Here is a 15532-nt window from a genome sequence, read left to right as displayed (position 1 = left end):
ATGGCGATCCGGTATCGCGACCAGCAGGGCGGCGACGACGCGCTCATCGCCGAGATCAACACCACGCCTCTGGTGGACGTGATGCTGGTGCTGCTGATCATCTTCCTCATCACCATCCCGGTGGTGAACAGTTCCATCGCGGTCACCCTGCCGCTGGAGCAGAACCAGCGGCGTGACGCGCAGCAGGAGAACGTGATCGTCACGGTCGACGCACAGGGCCGCACCTGGTGGTTCGAAACCTTGCTGCCGGACGCGAGCGGCCTGGTGGAGCTGCTCACCAAGGTGTCCGCGATGCAGCCGCAGCCCGAGCTGCACATCCGCGCCGACGTCCGCGCGGAGTATGCGCCGGTGGGCCGCGTGGTGTTCGCCGCGCAGCAGGCCGGCATCGCCCGCATCGGCTTCCTGACGGAGCCCCCCGCGCGATGATCATCCGCACCGGCACCGAGCCCGATCCCGAACCGATGGTGGACATCAACACCACGCCGCTGGTCGACGTGCTGCTGGTGCTCATCGTCATGCTGATCATCACCATCCCCATCCAGCTGCACGCCGTGGCGCTCGAGATGCCGGGTCGCAACGCGCCCGTGCCTGCGTCGCCGCCGGTGATCGTGCAACTGGAAGTGGATGCGGCCGGCCGCTTCCTGTGGAACGGCGAATTGCTGGCCGGTCGCGAGGCGTTGGAGTCGAAGCTGCGCGAGGCGGCGCAACAGCCGGACCAGCCGGAGGTCCACGTCCGCGCGCATCCCCGTGCGAAATATGCGCCGGTGGCCGCCGCGCTGACGAGCGCCCAGCGCCTGGGCCTGGCCAGGATCGGCCTGGTGGGATCGGAGCAGTTCGCGCAGTGAACAGCGTGCAAGCCGCCCAGGCCGTCCTGATGTACGGGGTGCTTCCGCTATGGATAGCGGCGGGACTGGCGGACTGGGCCTGCCACCGCAGCACCGCGATCGAACGCACCAGCGGCCTGCGCGAGAACCTGCTGCACTGGCTGCTGATGGCCGAGGGCGGGCTGGTCCTGTTGGCCGTCGCCGTGTGCGAGGTGGATGCGGCGGTCCTGCTGATCGCGTTCGCCGGCTTCCTGGCCCATGAACTGACCACCTACGTGGAGCTGCGCTACACGGTGGAAAAGCGCCAGGTGCGCCCGGTGGAGCAGATGGTGCACAGCTTCATGGAGTTGTTGCCGCTGGCCATCCTGGCGCTGCTCGCCGTGATGCAGTGGGACCAGGTGCTGGCGCTGTTCGACGCGGGCACGCCCGACTTCGGGCTGCAGCCCAAGTCCGAGCCGTGGCCGCCGGCCTACCTGGCGGCCATCGGCCTGGCCGTGCTGGTGCTGAACGTCCTGCCGATGGTGGAGGAGACGATCCGGTGCTTGCGCACCCGGCGTTAGGCCTCGTATTCCGGCGCGCCCTGCACCCACATGAACGACTGCAGGTCGATCATGTCGCGCGACTTGAAGCCCGGCTTGCGATCCAGGTCGCGCCGCACCACGCCCGCAAAAGTCATCAGGTCCTGGTACAGGGCCCATGAAGGCCTGGCGTCATAACCGAGCGCGTAACCGTAGAGATGCGCGGCGCGGCGCGTGGCGCGCGGCTTGAACAGCAGGTGCCGGTCCGGCCTCGCGATGAAGCCGAACACCGTGGCCACCGGCCAGGTGAGGACGCGGCTCTGGCGCTGCGGCAGGTCGCCCAGCGCCTCCAGCCAGTCGTTGAAGCGGCGTTGCGCCGAGCCGGGGCCGTGCAGGAAACCATAGAGCTCGGTGGCGAACAGCCGGGCGCCCGCGGGCGACTTGACGGCGTCACGCAAGGCCATGCGTTCAAAAGTGGAGAGCAGGCTGGCGCGGGCCTCGATGCGCACCGCCGCATCGGCGACGTCGCGAAACTCGCCGCGGGCGAGCAGCTTGCGAAAGTCGGCGGCGCCCAGCTCGGTTTCCCATTCCAGGTGGGCCCGGTCCTTGTGCGAGCGCTCGGCCACGAGGTAGGTCTCGTCCTCGAAGCCATCGGGATAGAACAGTTCGAATTTGCGGCGCGCATGCGCCGCGCCGAGGTAGATGACGTTGGTTGCACCAGCGCCGGCGGGAGGGAAAGGAAGGAAAGCCGTACGTGCCATGCGGTCAGTGTTCGTCCCAGCCCAAGCTCATCCATGTCGGACGGGACGCCGCCGGTCTGTAGGACTCAGCCGTACGGCGCCAGAAGCAGCTCCGAAATTTCAGATGGTGCAGCGACGCGCTTCGGCGGACCCCAATAACCGGTCCCACGGCTGACATAGATGCGCATACGGCCGAGCTGGTGCAGGCCGGCCACGTAAGGCTGTTGAAGCGGCACGAACAGGCTCCACGGCAGGAACTGGCCGCCGTGCGTGTGGCCGGAGATCTGCAGGTCGAAGCCGGCGAGCGCTGCCGCCGGCGCGCTGCGCGGCTGGTGGGCGAGCAAGACGCGCAGTGCGCCCGGCGGAGCGTCGGCGACCGCGGCGGCGGGATCGCTGCGATGCGCCGGATCGAACAGATGCGCATTGAAATCGGTCACCCCGGCCAGCACCAGCGACGCACCCTCGTGCGCCAGCACCACGTGCTCGTTGTGCAGCACGCGGATGCCCAGCCGCCGCACCTCGGCCACCCATGGATGCACGCCGGCGTAGTACTCGTGGTTGCCGGTCACGAAGTACACCCCATGCCGCGCGCGCAGGTCGGCCAGCGGAGCCACGTGGCGCGCCAGCTCCGGCACCGAGCCGTCGACCAGGTCGCCGGTGATCGCCACGACGTCCGGGGCCAGCGCATTGACCCGCTCGACGATGGCCTGCAGGTAGTCCTGCTTGATGGTCGGCCCGACATGGATGTCGCTGATCTGGACGATGCGAAAGCCGGCCAGCGCCGGGTCCAGGTCCCGCAGCTCCACGCGCACCTGCCGCACGCGCGCGGTGCGCCGGGCGTTGAAGAAGCCGATGGCCGTCAGCGCCAGGGCCGCCAGCACCACGACGGCAGCCGAGTCGCCCCGCAGGTCCGGCGTCGCGCCGCCTGCCAATGCGAAACCCAGGAGCAGCAGGTCGCGCAGGAAGGTGAGGACCAGCAGGGACGAGAACAGTCCCATGCACAGCATGCCGACCCAGGTGAGCCGATCGGCCGCCGGCGGCCGCAACAGCCGGCGCGCCATCATTCCCGCCGGCACCAGCGCCGCCGACGCGACCAGCAGCAGAGCAACGGCGACCGCCCCCGGCCGGGCCAGGCTGGGGACGATGCGCGCACCGATATAAAGATGAAGGAGCGCCGAAAGGGCGAGGACGGAGGGGAGGGACATGCAAAGCCTTCATGTAAGCTTGGGTTCAGCTCCAGAAGATCAACAGGTCCCCACCGAGGAGAAGAGACAAAAATGCAAACCGCTGCACCTGCCGTGCCGCCGGCGAGCGAGTCCGCCGCTGCCGGCCACCAGACCATCGCCCGCCCGCCTCTGCTGATCGGTATCCCGCAGGAAACGGCCCCGGGCGAAAAGCGCGTCGCCACGGTGCCCGAGGTCGTCGCCAAGCTCGTCAAGCTCGGCTTCGCCGTCGCGGTGGAAAGCGGGGCGGGGGATGCTTCCAATTTCGCCGACGACACCTACCGGGCCGCGGGGGCCGAAGTGGTGCCGGACGCGACGCAGCTCTGGTCGCGCGCCGACATCGTCCTGAAGGTCCGGCCGCCCACGCCGAACGAAGTCCGGATGCTGCGGGAAGGTGCGACGCTCATCGGCTTCGTCTGGCCCGCGCAGAACCCCGAGCTGATGCAGCAACTGGCGGCGCGCCGCGCGACGGTGCTCGCCATCGACTCCCTGCCGCGCCAGCTGTCGCGCGCGCAGAAGATGGACGCGCTGACTTCCATGGCGGGCATCACCGGCTACCGCGCCGTGATCGAGGCCGCCAATGTATTCGGCCGCTTCTTCAACGGCCAGGTGACCGCCGCGGGCAAGATCCCGCCGGCGCGCGTCTTCATCGCGGGCGCGGGCGTGGCGGGCCTGTCCGCCATCGGCACCGCGGCCAACCTCGGCGCCATCGTGCGCGCCAACGATACGCGCGCGGAGGTGGCCGACCAGGTCGTCTCCCTCGGCGGCGAATTCGTCAAGGTCGACTACGAGGAAGAAGGCTCGGGCGGCGGCGGCTACGCCAAGGTCATGAGCGAAGGCTTCCTGCAGGCGCAGCGCGAGATGTATGCGCGCGAGGCGAAGGACGCGGACATCATCATCACGACGGCGCTGATTCCCGGCAAGCCGGCGCCCAGGCTGATCACCGCCGAGATGGTGCGCAGCATGAAGCCGGGCAGCGTGATCGTCGACATGGCCGCCGAGCAGGGCGGCAACTGCGAGCTGACCGAGCCCGGCCAGGCCGTGGTCAAGCACGGCGTCACCATCGTCGGCTACCTGGACCTGGTGAGCCGCCTGGCCAAGCAGGCGTCCACCCTCTATTCGAACAACCTGCTGCGCGTGGTCGAGGAGTTGTGCAAGGCCAAGGACGGCCGCCTCGACGTCAACATGGAGGACGACGCGATCCGCGGCCTCACCGTGCTGAAAGAGGGCAACATCACCTGGCCGCCGCCGCCACCGAAGATCCCGGCGGCCAAGCCCAAGGCCGCGGCCGCGCCGGTGGTCGCGAGCAAGTCCCACGGCCACGGGCCCGGCGCGCCGATGTCGGCCCAATCGCTGGCCATCGTGTTCGGCGTCGGCGCGCTGCTGTTCCTGCTGGTCGGCCTGTACGCGCCGGCGAGCTTCCTGTCGCACTTCACCGTCTTCGTGCTGGCCTGCTTCGTCGGCTACATGGTGGTCTGGAACGTGACGCCTTCGCTGCACACCCCGCTGATGAGCGTGACCAACGCCATCTCCTCGATCATCGCGATCGGGGCGCTGGTGCAGGTGGCGCCGCCGCTGGCCGGGAGCAGCGCCGACCGGCCCAACCAGGTGATCCTGGGCCTGGCCGTGTTCGCGCTGGCGCTCACCGCCGTCAACATGTTCGGCGGCTTCGCGGTGACGCGTCGCATGCTGGCGATGTTCCGCAAATAAAGAGAGACGGTCATGAACGCAAGCCTCTCCACCGTCTCCTACATCGCTGCCACCATCCTCTTCATCCTGAGCCTGGGTGGCCTGTCCAATCCGGAGACCGCCCGCCGCGGCAACCTGTTCGGCATGATCGGGATGGCACTGGCCGTCGTCGCCACGGTGTTCGGCCCGCGGGTGACCCCGGCCGGATACGCCTGGATCATCGGCGCACTGGTCGTCGGCGGGGCCGTCGGCCTGATCGCCGCGAAGAAGGTGCAGATGACGCAGATGCCGGAGCTGGTCGCCCTGATGCACAGCCTGGTCGGCCTCGCGGCCTGCCTGGTCGGCTTCGCCAGCTACATCGACACCTCCACCGTGTTCCCGACGCCTGCGGAGAAGTCCATCCACGAGATGGAAATCTACATCGGCATCCTGATCGGGGCGGTCACCTTCTCGGGATCGATCGTGGCCTTCCTCAAGCTCTCCGGAAAGGTCGGCGGCAAGCCCCTGCTGCTGCCCGGCCGCCACTGGCTCAACCTGGCCGGCCTGCTCATCGTGATCTGGTTCGGGCGGGTGTTCCTGCAGGCCGGGACGCACGAAGCGGGCATGCTGCCGCTGATCATCATGACCGTCATCGCCTTGCTGTTCGGCGTGCACATGGTGATGGCCATCGGCGGCGCGGACATGCCGGTGGTGGTCTCGATGCTCAATAGCTATTCGGGCTGGGCCGCGGCCGCCACGGGCTTCATGCTGAGCAACGACCTGCTGATCGTGGTGGGCGCGCTGGTCGGCTCCTCGGGCGCCATCCTGTCGTACATCATGTGCCGCGCGATGAACCGCAACTTCCTGAGCGTGATCGCCGGGGGCTTCGGCACCGGCGGCGGCACCGTGACCAAGGGCGATGCCTCCCAACCCGAGGGCGAGGTGTCCCCGATCTCCGCGGCCGAGACGGCGGAACTGCTGCGCGAAGCCAGGAGCGTGATCATCGTCCCGGGCTACGGCATGGCCGTGGCGCAGGCCCAGCACACGGTGTTCGAGATCACCCGGCTGCTGCGCGACAAGGGCGTCAACGTGCGCTTCGGCATCCATCCCGTCGCCGGGCGCATGCCGGGGCACATGAACGTGCTGCTGGCCGAGGCCAAGGTGCCCTACGACATCGTCATGGAGATGGACGAGATCAACGAGGACTTCCCGAAGACGGACGTGGTCATGGTGATCGGCGCCAACGACATCGTGAACCCCGCCGCGCAGGAAGACCCCGGCAGCCCGATCGCCGGTATGCCGGTGCTGGAAGTGTGGAAGGCCAAGACCTCCATCGTGATGAAACGCAGCATGGCCTCCGGTTATGCGGGGGTGGACAATCCGCTGTTCTACAAGGACAACAACCGCATGCTGTTCGGGGACGCGAAGAAGATGCTGGACGAGGTTCTCGGCGCGCTGAAGTCATGAAACAGGAGACAACGTCAATGGTCAACCGCCCCTGGCTCGGCGCCTATCCGCAAGGCGTGCCGGCCGACATCGACCCGTCGCAATACGCCTCGCTGGTGCAGCTGATGGAGGAGAGCTTCCAGAAGTATGCGGCCCGCACGGCGTACGTGTTCATGGGCAAGGAGGTCACCTACGGCGAGACCGATTCGCTCAGCCGCGCCTTTGCCGCCTACCTGCAGGGCCTGGGCCTGGCCAAGGGCGAGCGCGTGGCGATCATGATGCCCAACTGTCCGCAGTATCCGGTGGCCGTGGCGGCGATCCTGCGCGCCGGCTTCGTGGTGGTGAACGTCAATCCGCTGTACACGCCGCGCGAACTGGAGCACCAGCTCAAGGACTCCGGCTCCAAGGCCATCGTCATCATCGAGAACTTCGCCAACACGCTGCAGCAGTGCATCGCCAACACGCCGGTCAAGCACGTGGTGCTGGCTTCGATGGGCGACATGCTCGGCGGCTTGAAGGGCGCGCTGGTCAACTACGTCGTGCGCAAGGTCAAGAAGATGGTGCCGGCGTACAGCCTGCCCGGCGCCGTGCGGTTCAAGGAGGCGGTCGACCGCGGTACCCGCGGCACGCTGCGCAAGCCGGAGATCCGCCACGACGACGTCGCGGTGCTGCAGTACACCGGCGGCACCACCGGTGTTTCCAAGGGCGCGGTGCTGCTGCACCGCAACGTGATCGCCAACGTGCTGCAGTCCGAACAGTGGAACAAGCCCGCCACCGACAAGCTCGCGCCCAACGAGCAGCCCGCCGGCGTGTGCGCATTGCCGCTGTATCACATCTTCGCCTTCACGGTCGGCATGATGCTGTCGATGCGCACCGGCGCCAAGCTGATCCTGATCCCGAATCCGCGCGACCTGCCGGCGGTGCTGAAGGAGCTGTCCAAGCAGAAGTTCCACACCTTCCCGGCCGTCAACACGCTGTTCAACGCGCTGGCCAACCATCCTGACTTCAACAAGGTGGACTGGTCCAACCTGAAGATCTCGGTGGGCGGCGGCATGGCCGTGACGGGCGCGGTTGCCAACCTGTGGCTGCAGAAGACGGGCTGCCCGATCTGCGAGGGCTACGGCCTGTCGGAGACCTCGCCGTCCGCGAGCTGCAACCCGGTCACGAGCACGGAATTCACCGGCACCATCGGCGTGCCGCTTCCTTCCACTTTCATGAAGTGCATCGACGACGAAGGCCGCGAGGTCGCGGTCGGCCAGGCCGGCGAGATCGCGATCAAGGGCCCGCAGGTGATGGCGGGCTACTGGCAGCGTCCCGACGAGACGGCCAAGGTCATGACGGCCGATGGCTACTTCAAGAGCGGCGACATCGGCATCATGGACGCGCGCGGCTACTTCAAGATCGTCGACCGCAAGAAGGACATGGTGCTGGTGTCCGGCTTCAACGTGTACCCCAACGAGGTCGAGGAAGTCGTGGCGCAGATGCCCGGGGTGATGGAGTGCGCCGTGGTCGGCGTGGCCGACGACAAGACCGGCGAAGCAGTCAAGCTGGTGATCGTCAAGAAGGACCCGGCGCTGACCGAACAGCAGGTGCGCGATTTCTGCCAGGCCAACCTGACCGGCTACAAGCGCCCGCGGGTCATCGAGTTCCGCACCGACCTGCCCAAGACGCCGGTGGGCAAGATCCTGCGGCGGGAACTGCGCGACAAGAAATAGGAATGCGGGAGCGGACAGCCGGACGCAGAAGCCGCGGAAGTTGCGCAGAAGACGCAAAAGGAATTCCGAAAACCTTCATGGATTTTTCTTGCGTGTTCTGCGTGCCGAAGGCTTTTGCGATTTCTGCGTCCGGTACCCGCTCCCGTTCCCATAAGCCATGCTCCGCTTCATCCTGACCCGCCTGTCGCTGGTCATCCCGACCTTCTTCGGGATGACGCTGCTGGCGTTCTTCCTGATCCGCCTCGTCCCCGGCGACCCCATCGAGACCATGGCCGGCGAGCGCGGCATCGATGCGGCGCGGCATGCCAAGCTGCTGAAGGAATACGGGTTCGACAAGCCGGTGATCGTGCAGTACGGCATCTACATCGGACGCGTGCTGCACGGCGACCTGGGCAAGTCCATCATCACGCAGGAGCCGGTGATCCGCGAGTTCGTGGCACTGTTCCCGGCCACCGTCGAGCTCGCCGTCTGCGCGATCCTGTTCGCGCTGCTGCTCGGCATCCCGGCGGGCATCATCGCGGCGGTCAAGCGCAATTCGGTGTTCGACCACGGCGTGATGGCCACCTCGCTGACCGGCTACTCCATGCCGATCTTCTGGTGGGGGCTGCTGCTGATCCTGCTGTTCTCCGTGCAACTGGGGCTCACCCCGGTGTCCGGCCGCATGGACGTCAAGTACTTCATCGAGCCCACCACCGGCTTGCTGCTGGTGGACTCCCTGCTGTCGAACGAGAAGGGCGCGTTCTGGTCCGCTGCGAAGCACCTGATCCTGCCGACGATCGTGCTCGGCACCAACCCGCTGGCGGTGGTGGCGCGCATGACGCGCTCCGCGATGCTTGAGGTGCTGGGCGAGGACTACATCCGCACCGCCCGCGCCAAGGGCCTGCCGCCGCTGCGCGTCATCGGGGTGCATGCGCTGCGCAATGCACTCATTCCGGTGGTCACCGTGATCGGGTTGCAGGTGGGGGTGCTCTTCACCGGCGCCATCCTCACCGAGACCATCTTCTCCTGGCCCGGTGTCGGCAAGTGGCTGATCGAGGCGATCAACCGGCGCGACTACCCGGTGCTGCAGGGCGGCATGCTGCTGCTCGGCGCCGTGGTGATGGCGGTGAACCTGCTGGTGGACCTGACCTACGGGTTCATCAATCCGCGCATCCGGCAGCAGGGGCACTGACATGGGCAGCATCGCAACTCCTTCGCCGATCGCCACTGCGGGCACGCCGCCCGGTCCGTGGCGCGAGTTCTGGATTTCGTTTTCCGCCAACCGCGGCGCCGTCGCCGGACTGTTCGTGGTGGTGGGGTTGCTGCTGCTCGCGCTGTTCGCGCCGTGGGTGGCGCCGCATGCGCCGGACGCCACCAACAGCGCGGCGTTCCTCAAGCCCCCGGTCTGGCAGGCCGGCGGCTCGGCGAAGTACCTGCTGGGCACCGATGCGATCGGCCGCGACATCCTGTCGCGCCTGATCTACGGCGCCCGCCTGTCGCTGTCGATCGGCATTGCCGTGGTGCTGATCTCGGTGGCCGCGGGGATCGCACTGGGCCTGATCGCCGGCTTCGCGCGCGGCATCGTCGAGATCGCGATCATGCGGCTGATGGACATCATCCTCACGCTTCCCAGCCTGTTGCTGGCGATCGTGATCGTGGCGATCCTCGGTCCGGGGCTGATGAACGCGATGCTCGCCGTTGCGGTGGTGGTGCTGCCGCATTACGTGCGCATCACGCGCGCGGCCGTCATCGCCGAAGTCTCGCGTGACTATGTGACCGCGGCACGGGTGAGCGGGGCGGGCACGCTGCGGCTGATGTTCAGCGAGGTGCTGCCCAATTGCGCCGCGCCGCTGATCGTGCAGGCCTCGCTGGGCGTGTCCACCGCGATCCTCGACGCCGCCGCGCTCGGCTTCCTCGGCCTCGGCGCCCAGCCGCCGGCGTCCGAATGGGGGACGATGCTGGCGGACGCGCGCGAGTTCGTCATGCGGGCCTGGTGGGTCGTGACCTTCCCCGGCCTGGCGATCCTGGTCGCGGTGCTGGCCTTCAATTTGCTGGGGGATGGACTGCGCGATGCACTCGATCCGAAGCTCAAGCGATGAATCAAACCGGACATCCGGACGCAGAAGGCGCAGAAGTGACGCAGAAGACGCAAAAGAGTCAGGGGAAAAAATTCCCTTTTCATGGATGTCCTTCTGCGTCTTCTGCGTGCCGAAGGCTTTTGCGACTTCTGCGTCCGGCAGTTGGATTTAGCTTATGCCACTGCTAGAAATCGAAGACCTCCACGTCGAATTCCCCACGCAGGGCAGCGTGATGCACGCGGTCGAGGGCGTGAGCCTGACGCTCGAAGAGGGCGAAGTGCTCGGCATCGTCGGGGAATCCGGCTCCGGCAAGAGCGTCACCATGATGGCGCTCATGGGGCTCATCCCCTGGCCAGGCCGCGTGCGGGCGAAGACCATGCGCTTTGCCGGCAACGACCTGCTCGGGATCTCCGACCGCGAGCGCCGGCGGCTGGTGGGCAAGGACATGGCGATGATCTTCCAGGAGGCCACCACCAGCCTGAATCCCTGCTTCACCATCGGCTACCAGCTGGTGGAGGCGCTGCGGCTGCATTCGCCGCTGGACCGCCGCGCGGCGCAGCGCCACGCGATCGAGCTGCTGGAGCAGGTGGGCATCCCGGCCGCGGCTTCGCGCATGAATGACTATCCGCACCAGCTTTCTGGCGGCATGAACCAGCGCGTGATGATCGCGATGGCGATCTCCTGCAATCCGCGGCTGCTGATCGCAGACGAGCCGACCACCGCGCTCGACGTGACGATCCAGGCGCAGATCCTCGACCTGCTGCGCAACCTGCAGCAGGAGCGCGGCATGGCGCTGGTGCTGATCACGCACAACATGGGCGTGGTGAGCGAAATGGCGCAGCGCATCGCGGTGATGTACGCGGGCCAGGTGATGGAGCAACAGCCCGTGGACGCCCTGTTCGCGCAGCCGCAGCATCCGTACACCGAGGCGCTGTTGTCCGCGCTGCCGGAGCAGGGCGAGGCGGGCCAGCGCCTCGCGACGATCCCTGGCGTGGTGCCGGGGGTGTTCGATCGGCCCACCGGCTGCCTGTTCGCGCCGCGCTGCGCCTACGCCACCGCGCATTCGATGCAGGTGCGGCCCGAACTTCGCGCCTGGCAGGGCGGGCAGGTGCGCTGCCATTACCCGCTGGGCGACCCGGCGCGGCAACTGGCGATCCAGCAGGACGGGCCCGTGCAGGTGCAGGCCGAGGCGGCCGCATGAGCACCGCACGGCCGCCCGAAGGCGCTGGTACCGCAGTGCGAAGCTCGGAGGTTTCCGAATCCCGCGTGGTGGTCGAAGCCAGGGACCTGCGCAAGGTCTATCCGATCCGCCGCGGCATGTTCCGCGAACCGGCGCGCCTGCAGGCGGTGGGTGGCGTGTCGTTCACGCTGGAAGAGGGCAAGACGCTCGCGGTCGTCGGTGAGTCCGGTTGCGGCAAGTCGACGCTGGCCCGCATGGTGGCGCTGATCGAGAAGCCGACCGAAGGATCGCTCATGCTGGACGGCACCGATGCGGTCGATACGCCGTCGGCCGATCGCCGCCGCCTGCGGCAGGCCGTGCAGCTGGTGTTCCAGAACCCGTACGGGTCGCTCAACCCGCGCAAGAAGATCAGCGCCGTGCTGGAGGCGCCGCTGGCGATCAACACCGACCTCCAGCCGACCGAGCGGGCCGAACGTGCGCGCGCCATGCTGGCGCAGGTGGGCCTGCGCCCCGAGTACGCCAACCGCTATCCGCACATGTTCTCCGGCGGCCAACGCCAGCGCATCGCCATCGCGCGCGCGTTGATGCCGGGGCCCAAGCTGGTGGTCGCCGACGAGCCGGTCTCGGCGCTCGATGTGTCGATCCAGGCGCAGGTGCTGAACCTGCTGTCCGACCTGCAGCAGGAATTCAAGCTGGCCTACCTGTTCATCTCGCACGACCTGGCCGTGGTGCGCCACATCGCGCACGACGTGCTGGTGATGTACCTGGGCCACGTCATGGAACAGGGGCCGCGGCAGAAGATCTTCGAGCGGCCGCTGCACCCGTACACGCACGCACTGCTGGCGTCCACGCCCGGCATCGGTGCGCGCACCCGCAAGCGCATCGTGCTGCAGGGGGAACTGCCCTCGCCGCTGCATCCTCCCGCCGGCTGCGTGTTCTCCAGCCGGTGTCCGTACGCGCAAGCCGTCTGCCATGAGCAGCGGCCGTTGCCGCGTCCGCTGGACGATCGCATCGTCGCCTGTCACTTTGCGGACGACTTCCTGGCCAAGGGTTTCCCCGAAGAGGCGCTTGCAGATAATGCTTCTCTTCCCGGCTGAGTCCGGCACCACACGCAAGGAGTTCCCCATGAAGCGCATCCCCTACCGCAGGCACTTCGCAGTCGCCGCACTCGCCCTGGCGGCCGCCGCAGGCGCCGGCGCCAAGACGCTGGTGTTCTGCTCCGAAGGCAGCCCGGAAAACTTCTATCCCGGCGTCAACACCACCGGCACGTCCTTCGACGGCAACGAACCGATCTACAACCGCATCGTCGAATTCGAGCGTGGCGGCACCCGCGTGGTGCCGGGCCTGGCCGAGCGCTGGGACATCTCCGCCGACGGCAAGGAGTACACCTTCCACCTGCGCAAGGGGGTGAAGTGGCACAACCACCGCGGCTTCAAGCCGTCGCGCGACTTCAACGCCGACGACGTGATCTTCGGTTTCGAGCGCCAGTGGAAGGAAGAGAACCCATACTTCAAGGTCACCAGCACCAACCATTCGTACTTCAACGACATGGGCATGCCCAAGCTGCTCAAGTCGGTGTCCAAGGTGGACGACTACACGGTGAAGATCGTGCTCGAGAAGCCCGAGGCGCCGTTCCTGGCCAACCTGGCCATGCCGTACGCCGCCATCCAGTCCAAGGAATACGCGGACGCGATGCTCAAGGCCGGCACGCCGGACAAGGTGGACCAGGAGCCGATCGGCACCGGCCCGTTCTACCTGGTGCAGTACCAGAAGGACGCCGTCATCCGCTACAAGGCCTTCCCGCAGTACTGGGGCGGCAAGGCCAAGATCGACGACCTCGTCTACTCGATCACGCCGGACGCCTCCGTGCGCTGGGCCAAGCTGCAGAAGGGCGAGTGCCATGTCATGCCGTACCCGAACCCGGCCGACCTGGAAGCGATCCGGAAGGACGCCAACGTCACGGTGCTGGAGCAACCCGGCCTGAACGTGGGTTACCTGGCGTACAACACCACCAAGAAGCCCTTCGACGACGTGCGCGTGCGCAAGGCCGTCAGCATGGCCATCGACCGCAAGGCGATCATCGACGGCGTGTACCTGGGCACCGGCGTGGTGGCCAAGAACCCGATCCCGCCGACCATGTCCGCGTACAACAACGACGTCAAGGACACCCCGTTCGATCCGGAAGGCGCGAAGAAGCTGCTGGCGCAGGCCGGCCATGCCAACGGCCTGACCGTGGACCTGTGGGCGATGCCCGTGCAGCGCCCGTACAACCCCAACGCCAAGCGGATCGCCGAACTGATGCAGGCGGACCTGGCGAAAGTGGGCGTGAAGGCCGAGATCAAGACCTTCGAGTGGGGCGAGTACCGCAAGCGCATGCAGGCGGGCGAGCACCAGATGGGCATGCTGGGCTGGACGGGCGACAACGGCGACCCGGACAACTTCCTGCACACCTTGCTGGGCTGCGATTCCACCAAGGGCAACGGCTCGAACGTGGCGAAGTTCTGCCACCAGCCTTTCGATGACCTGGTCGTGAAGGCCAAGACGGTGACCCGTCCCGCCGAGCGCGATGCGCTGTACAAGCAGGCGCAGGTGATCTTCAAGCAGCAGGAGCCGTGGCTGACCATCGCCCACGCGGTGCAGCTCAAGCCGGTCCGCAAGGAAGTGATCGACTTCAAGCTGTCGCCCTTCGGCCGCCACAACTTCTACGGCGTGGACATCAAGGAATAACTGCTCCGTCATTCCCGCGCAGGCGGGAATCCAGGGTGACCCGTCCTGATATAGGTTGACGCCTATCCGGGACTAAATTCCAGCCGCATTTGGCTGGCAAGAGACGCCCGATGCACCGCATCGGGCGTTTTGCATTCTAGGGACAGGTGCGGGCGGCGCTCGTTGTACAGCCGAATCGACTCGCCCACCATGGTGCGGGCCTGCTGGAGATCGCCTGGTCTTTGCAGCAGGAATTCCATCTTCAAGATGCCGTTGACCCGCTCGGCCAAGGCGTTCTGGTAGCAGTCGTGGCCGTCGGTCATTGAGCAGGTGATTCCGTGGCGGGCGTGGATGCTCTGGTATTCGGCTGAGCAGTACTGGATCCCGCGGTCCGAGTGGTGCACAAGCTTCTGGCTGGTTTGCCTGTGGCGCAACGCCATCTTCAGCGCTTGGCTGACTTGCCTCGTCTCCAGGCCGTCGTGAACGTGCCAGCCCACAATCTTGCGCGAGTAGGCGTCGGTCACCAAGCTCAAATAGGCCGTCTTCTCCTTGGTCGGCAGATAGGTCAGATCGGCAACCCACAGCTGCTCGCACCCAGTGGGCACCAGCTTGCCGGCGCCACCCTTGAGCAGATTGGGATGCCGACGGTAGTGATGATGGCTGTTGGTCGTCTTGTGGAACGCCCGTCGCGGCAGCACCAGCATGCGCTCCTCACGCAGCATGTTGAACAGCGCGTCGCGCCCCATCTTGATTCCCGCCTGCTGCAGCGGCTGCTTTAGCATGTGGTGCAGCTTGCGCGTGCCAATGCGTGGCTGATGCCTGCGCTCCGCGCTCACCAGCTCCGCCACGACGGTGTGCTGCTCAATGCGCTGACGCTCGCAGGCCAGGCGCTTGTAATGCGCCTGCCGGCTGATCCCCATGTAGCGGCAAGCCCTCGAGACGCTCAGCCCTTGGACGAGCTTTTGCGCGAGGACTTGCCCACAGGCTTTTTTGCGACTTTGACTCCGTAGTCGCGCTTGAGCACAGTCACCACTGCTTCGAAGAACTGCGCCTTCTCCTGCGCCTCCTTCAACTGCACCTCAAGTTCCTTGATGCGCTGCTCCGGCGTCAGCGGCTTCGGCGGCTCGGACATCTTTTGCAACCCTTTGGATGCCGATGATGCCGCCTTCCAGTCCTGTCGCCCGTGCTTGCGCAGCCAAACCAGCACCGTCGATGCCCCCTGGATGCCGTATCGCTGCTGCGCCTGGGCGTACGTGAGTTCGCCTCTTTCGACCTGGTCAACCACTGCCAACTTAAAAGCCAACGGGTAATCCCGCTGCGTCCTCTTAACCCATTGATCCAATTGACTTTCCTTTCTGATGAACAGAAAGGTGTCAACCCAATACAGGACGGGTCAGGGCTTTCGAAGAAGCGGCTGCGAGGCCGCTTTTTCTTTGGGCGCCCTGGGCCCCCGCC

The 15532-nt window shown here is 66.7% G+C and carries 14 protein-coding genes; 11 read left to right on the top strand and 3 right to left on the bottom strand.

Features of this window, described 5'->3' with window-relative positions; genetic code table 11:
- The 3 genes from WG902_RS18750 to WG902_RS18740 are packed head-to-tail and all read left to right on the top strand — an operon-like array spanning position 1 to position 1384.
- Positions 1 to 426: an ExbD/TolR family protein gene (locus tag WG902_RS18750; protein WP_340061721.1), complete on the top strand. Its 426-nt coding sequence runs from the start codon at positions 1 to 3 to the stop codon at positions 424 to 426.
- A complete protein-coding gene (locus WG902_RS18745; RefSeq protein ID WP_340061720.1) occupies positions 423 to 845 on the top strand; it encodes an ExbD/TolR family protein in 423 nt (140 codons plus the stop codon). The genes WG902_RS18750 and WG902_RS18745 overlap by 4 nt, the downstream gene beginning before the upstream one ends.
- On the top strand, positions 842 to 1384 hold the full coding sequence (locus WG902_RS18740) for a diguanylate cyclase (RefSeq protein WP_340061719.1): 543 nt from the start codon (positions 842 to 844) through the stop codon (positions 1382 to 1384). Before WG902_RS18745 ends, WG902_RS18740 begins: the two co-directional genes overlap by 4 nt.
- Here the strand turns inward: WG902_RS18740 and WG902_RS18735 are convergent.
- Both WG902_RS18735 and WG902_RS18730 read right to left on the bottom strand, forming a co-directional pair.
- Positions 1381 to 2103 carry a hypothetical protein gene (locus WG902_RS18735; protein WP_340061718.1) on the bottom strand — a complete coding sequence of 241 codons (723 nt, stop codon included), beginning with the start codon at positions 2101 to 2103 and terminating at the stop codon, positions 1381 to 1383. The genes WG902_RS18740 and WG902_RS18735 overlap by 4 nt on opposite strands.
- 65 nt (positions 2104 to 2168) lie before the next feature.
- The gene (locus WG902_RS18730) at positions 2169 to 3287 is read right to left on the bottom strand and encodes a metallophosphoesterase (protein WP_340061717.1); all 1119 of its coding nucleotides are present in this window, start codon (positions 3285 to 3287) and stop codon (positions 2169 to 2171) included.
- 72 nt (positions 3288 to 3359) lie between these two features.
- Between WG902_RS18730 and WG902_RS18725 the strand changes: the two genes are divergently transcribed.
- From WG902_RS18725 to WG902_RS18690, 8 genes are all read left to right on the top strand, one after another.
- The gene (locus tag WG902_RS18725) at positions 3360 to 5015 is read left to right on the top strand and encodes a Re/Si-specific NAD(P)(+) transhydrogenase subunit alpha (RefSeq protein ID WP_340061716.1); all 1656 of its coding nucleotides are present in this window, start codon (positions 3360 to 3362) and stop codon (positions 5013 to 5015) included.
- A 12-nt stretch (positions 5016 to 5027) separates the two neighbouring features.
- Positions 5028 to 6440: a Re/Si-specific NAD(P)(+) transhydrogenase subunit beta gene (pntB, locus tag WG902_RS18720; protein ID WP_340061715.1), complete on the top strand. Its 1413-nt coding sequence runs from the start codon at positions 5028 to 5030 to the stop codon at positions 6438 to 6440.
- A 17-nt stretch (positions 6441 to 6457) separates the two neighbouring features.
- Positions 6458 to 8134, top strand: coding sequence for a long-chain-fatty-acid--CoA ligase (locus tag WG902_RS18715; RefSeq protein WP_340061714.1), 1677 nt, complete (start codon positions 6458 to 6460; stop codon positions 8132 to 8134).
- A gap of 157 nt (positions 8135 to 8291) precedes the next feature.
- The gene (locus WG902_RS18710; RefSeq protein WP_340061713.1) at positions 8292 to 9305 is read left to right on the top strand and encodes an ABC transporter permease subunit; all 1014 of its coding nucleotides are present in this window, start codon (positions 8292 to 8294) and stop codon (positions 9303 to 9305) included.
- A gap of 1 nt (position 9306) precedes the next feature.
- Positions 9307 to 10212 (top strand): ABC transporter permease subunit, encoded by a 906-nt coding sequence (locus WG902_RS18705; RefSeq protein ID WP_340061712.1) that lies wholly within the window; start codon positions 9307 to 9309, stop codon positions 10210 to 10212.
- 154 nt (positions 10213 to 10366) lie between these two features.
- Positions 10367 to 11392, top strand: coding sequence for an ABC transporter ATP-binding protein (locus WG902_RS18700; RefSeq protein ID WP_340061711.1), 1026 nt, complete (start codon positions 10367 to 10369; stop codon positions 11390 to 11392).
- A complete protein-coding gene (locus WG902_RS18695) occupies positions 11389 to 12468 on the top strand; it encodes a dipeptide ABC transporter ATP-binding protein (protein ID WP_340061710.1) in 1080 nt (359 codons plus the stop codon). Before WG902_RS18700 ends, WG902_RS18695 begins: the two co-directional genes overlap by 4 nt.
- A 28-nt stretch (positions 12469 to 12496) precedes the next feature.
- Positions 12497 to 14098, top strand: a complete 1602-nt coding sequence (locus WG902_RS18690) for an ABC transporter substrate-binding protein (protein WP_340061709.1) — start codon at positions 12497 to 12499, stop codon at positions 14096 to 14098.
- 62 nt (positions 14099 to 14160) lie between these two features.
- On the opposite strand, the gene WG902_RS18685 is transcribed toward WG902_RS18690, so the two are convergent.
- Positions 14161 to 15419 (bottom strand): IS3 family transposase gene (locus WG902_RS18685; protein WP_340061708.1). Its coding sequence is split into 2 segments (ribosomal slippage): positions 14161 to 15069 and positions 15072 to 15419, totalling 1257 coding nucleotides; the frame shifts between segments, so codons are not numbered across the junction.
- Positions 15420 to 15532: the final 113 nt, after the last annotated feature.

The organism is Ramlibacter sp. PS3R-8, assembly GCF_037572435.1.
Lineage (GTDB): Bacteria > Pseudomonadota > Gammaproteobacteria > Burkholderiales > Burkholderiaceae_C > Ramlibacter.
Note: the sequence above shows the minus strand (reverse complement) of the source record. Positions and strands in the feature narration are given on the sequence as shown.

Coding starts and splice junctions, on each gene's coding strand:
- WG902_RS18730 (WP_340061717.1), bottom strand. CDS start 3,287: ATGTCCCTCCCCTCCGTCCTCGCCCTTTCGGCGCTCCTTCATCTTTAT.
- WG902_RS18690 (WP_340061709.1), top strand. CDS start 12,497: ATGAAGCGCATCCCCTACCGCAGGCACTTCGCAGTCGCCGCACTCGCC.
- pntB (WP_340061715.1), top strand. CDS start 5,028: ATGAACGCAAGCCTCTCCACCGTCTCCTACATCGCTGCCACCATCCTC.
- WG902_RS18700 (WP_340061711.1), top strand. CDS start 10,367: ATGCCACTGCTAGAAATCGAAGACCTCCACGTCGAATTCCCCACGCAG.
- WG902_RS18710 (WP_340061713.1), top strand. CDS start 8,292: ATGCTCCGCTTCATCCTGACCCGCCTGTCGCTGGTCATCCCGACCTTC.
- WG902_RS18750 (WP_340061721.1), top strand. CDS start 1: ATGGCGATCCGGTATCGCGACCAGCAGGGCGGCGACGACGCGCTCATC.
- WG902_RS18715 (WP_340061714.1), top strand. CDS start 6,458: ATGGTCAACCGCCCCTGGCTCGGCGCCTATCCGCAAGGCGTGCCGGCC.
- WG902_RS18745 (WP_340061720.1), top strand. CDS start 423: ATGATCATCCGCACCGGCACCGAGCCCGATCCCGAACCGATGGTGGAC.
- WG902_RS18725 (WP_340061716.1), top strand. CDS start 3,360: ATGCAAACCGCTGCACCTGCCGTGCCGCCGGCGAGCGAGTCCGCCGCT.
- WG902_RS18705 (WP_340061712.1), top strand. CDS start 9,307: ATGGGCAGCATCGCAACTCCTTCGCCGATCGCCACTGCGGGCACGCCG.
- WG902_RS18735 (WP_340061718.1), bottom strand. CDS start 2,103: ATGGCACGTACGGCTTTCCTTCCTTTCCCTCCCGCCGGCGCTGGTGCA.
- WG902_RS18695 (WP_340061710.1), top strand. CDS start 11,389: ATGAGCACCGCACGGCCGCCCGAAGGCGCTGGTACCGCAGTGCGAAGC.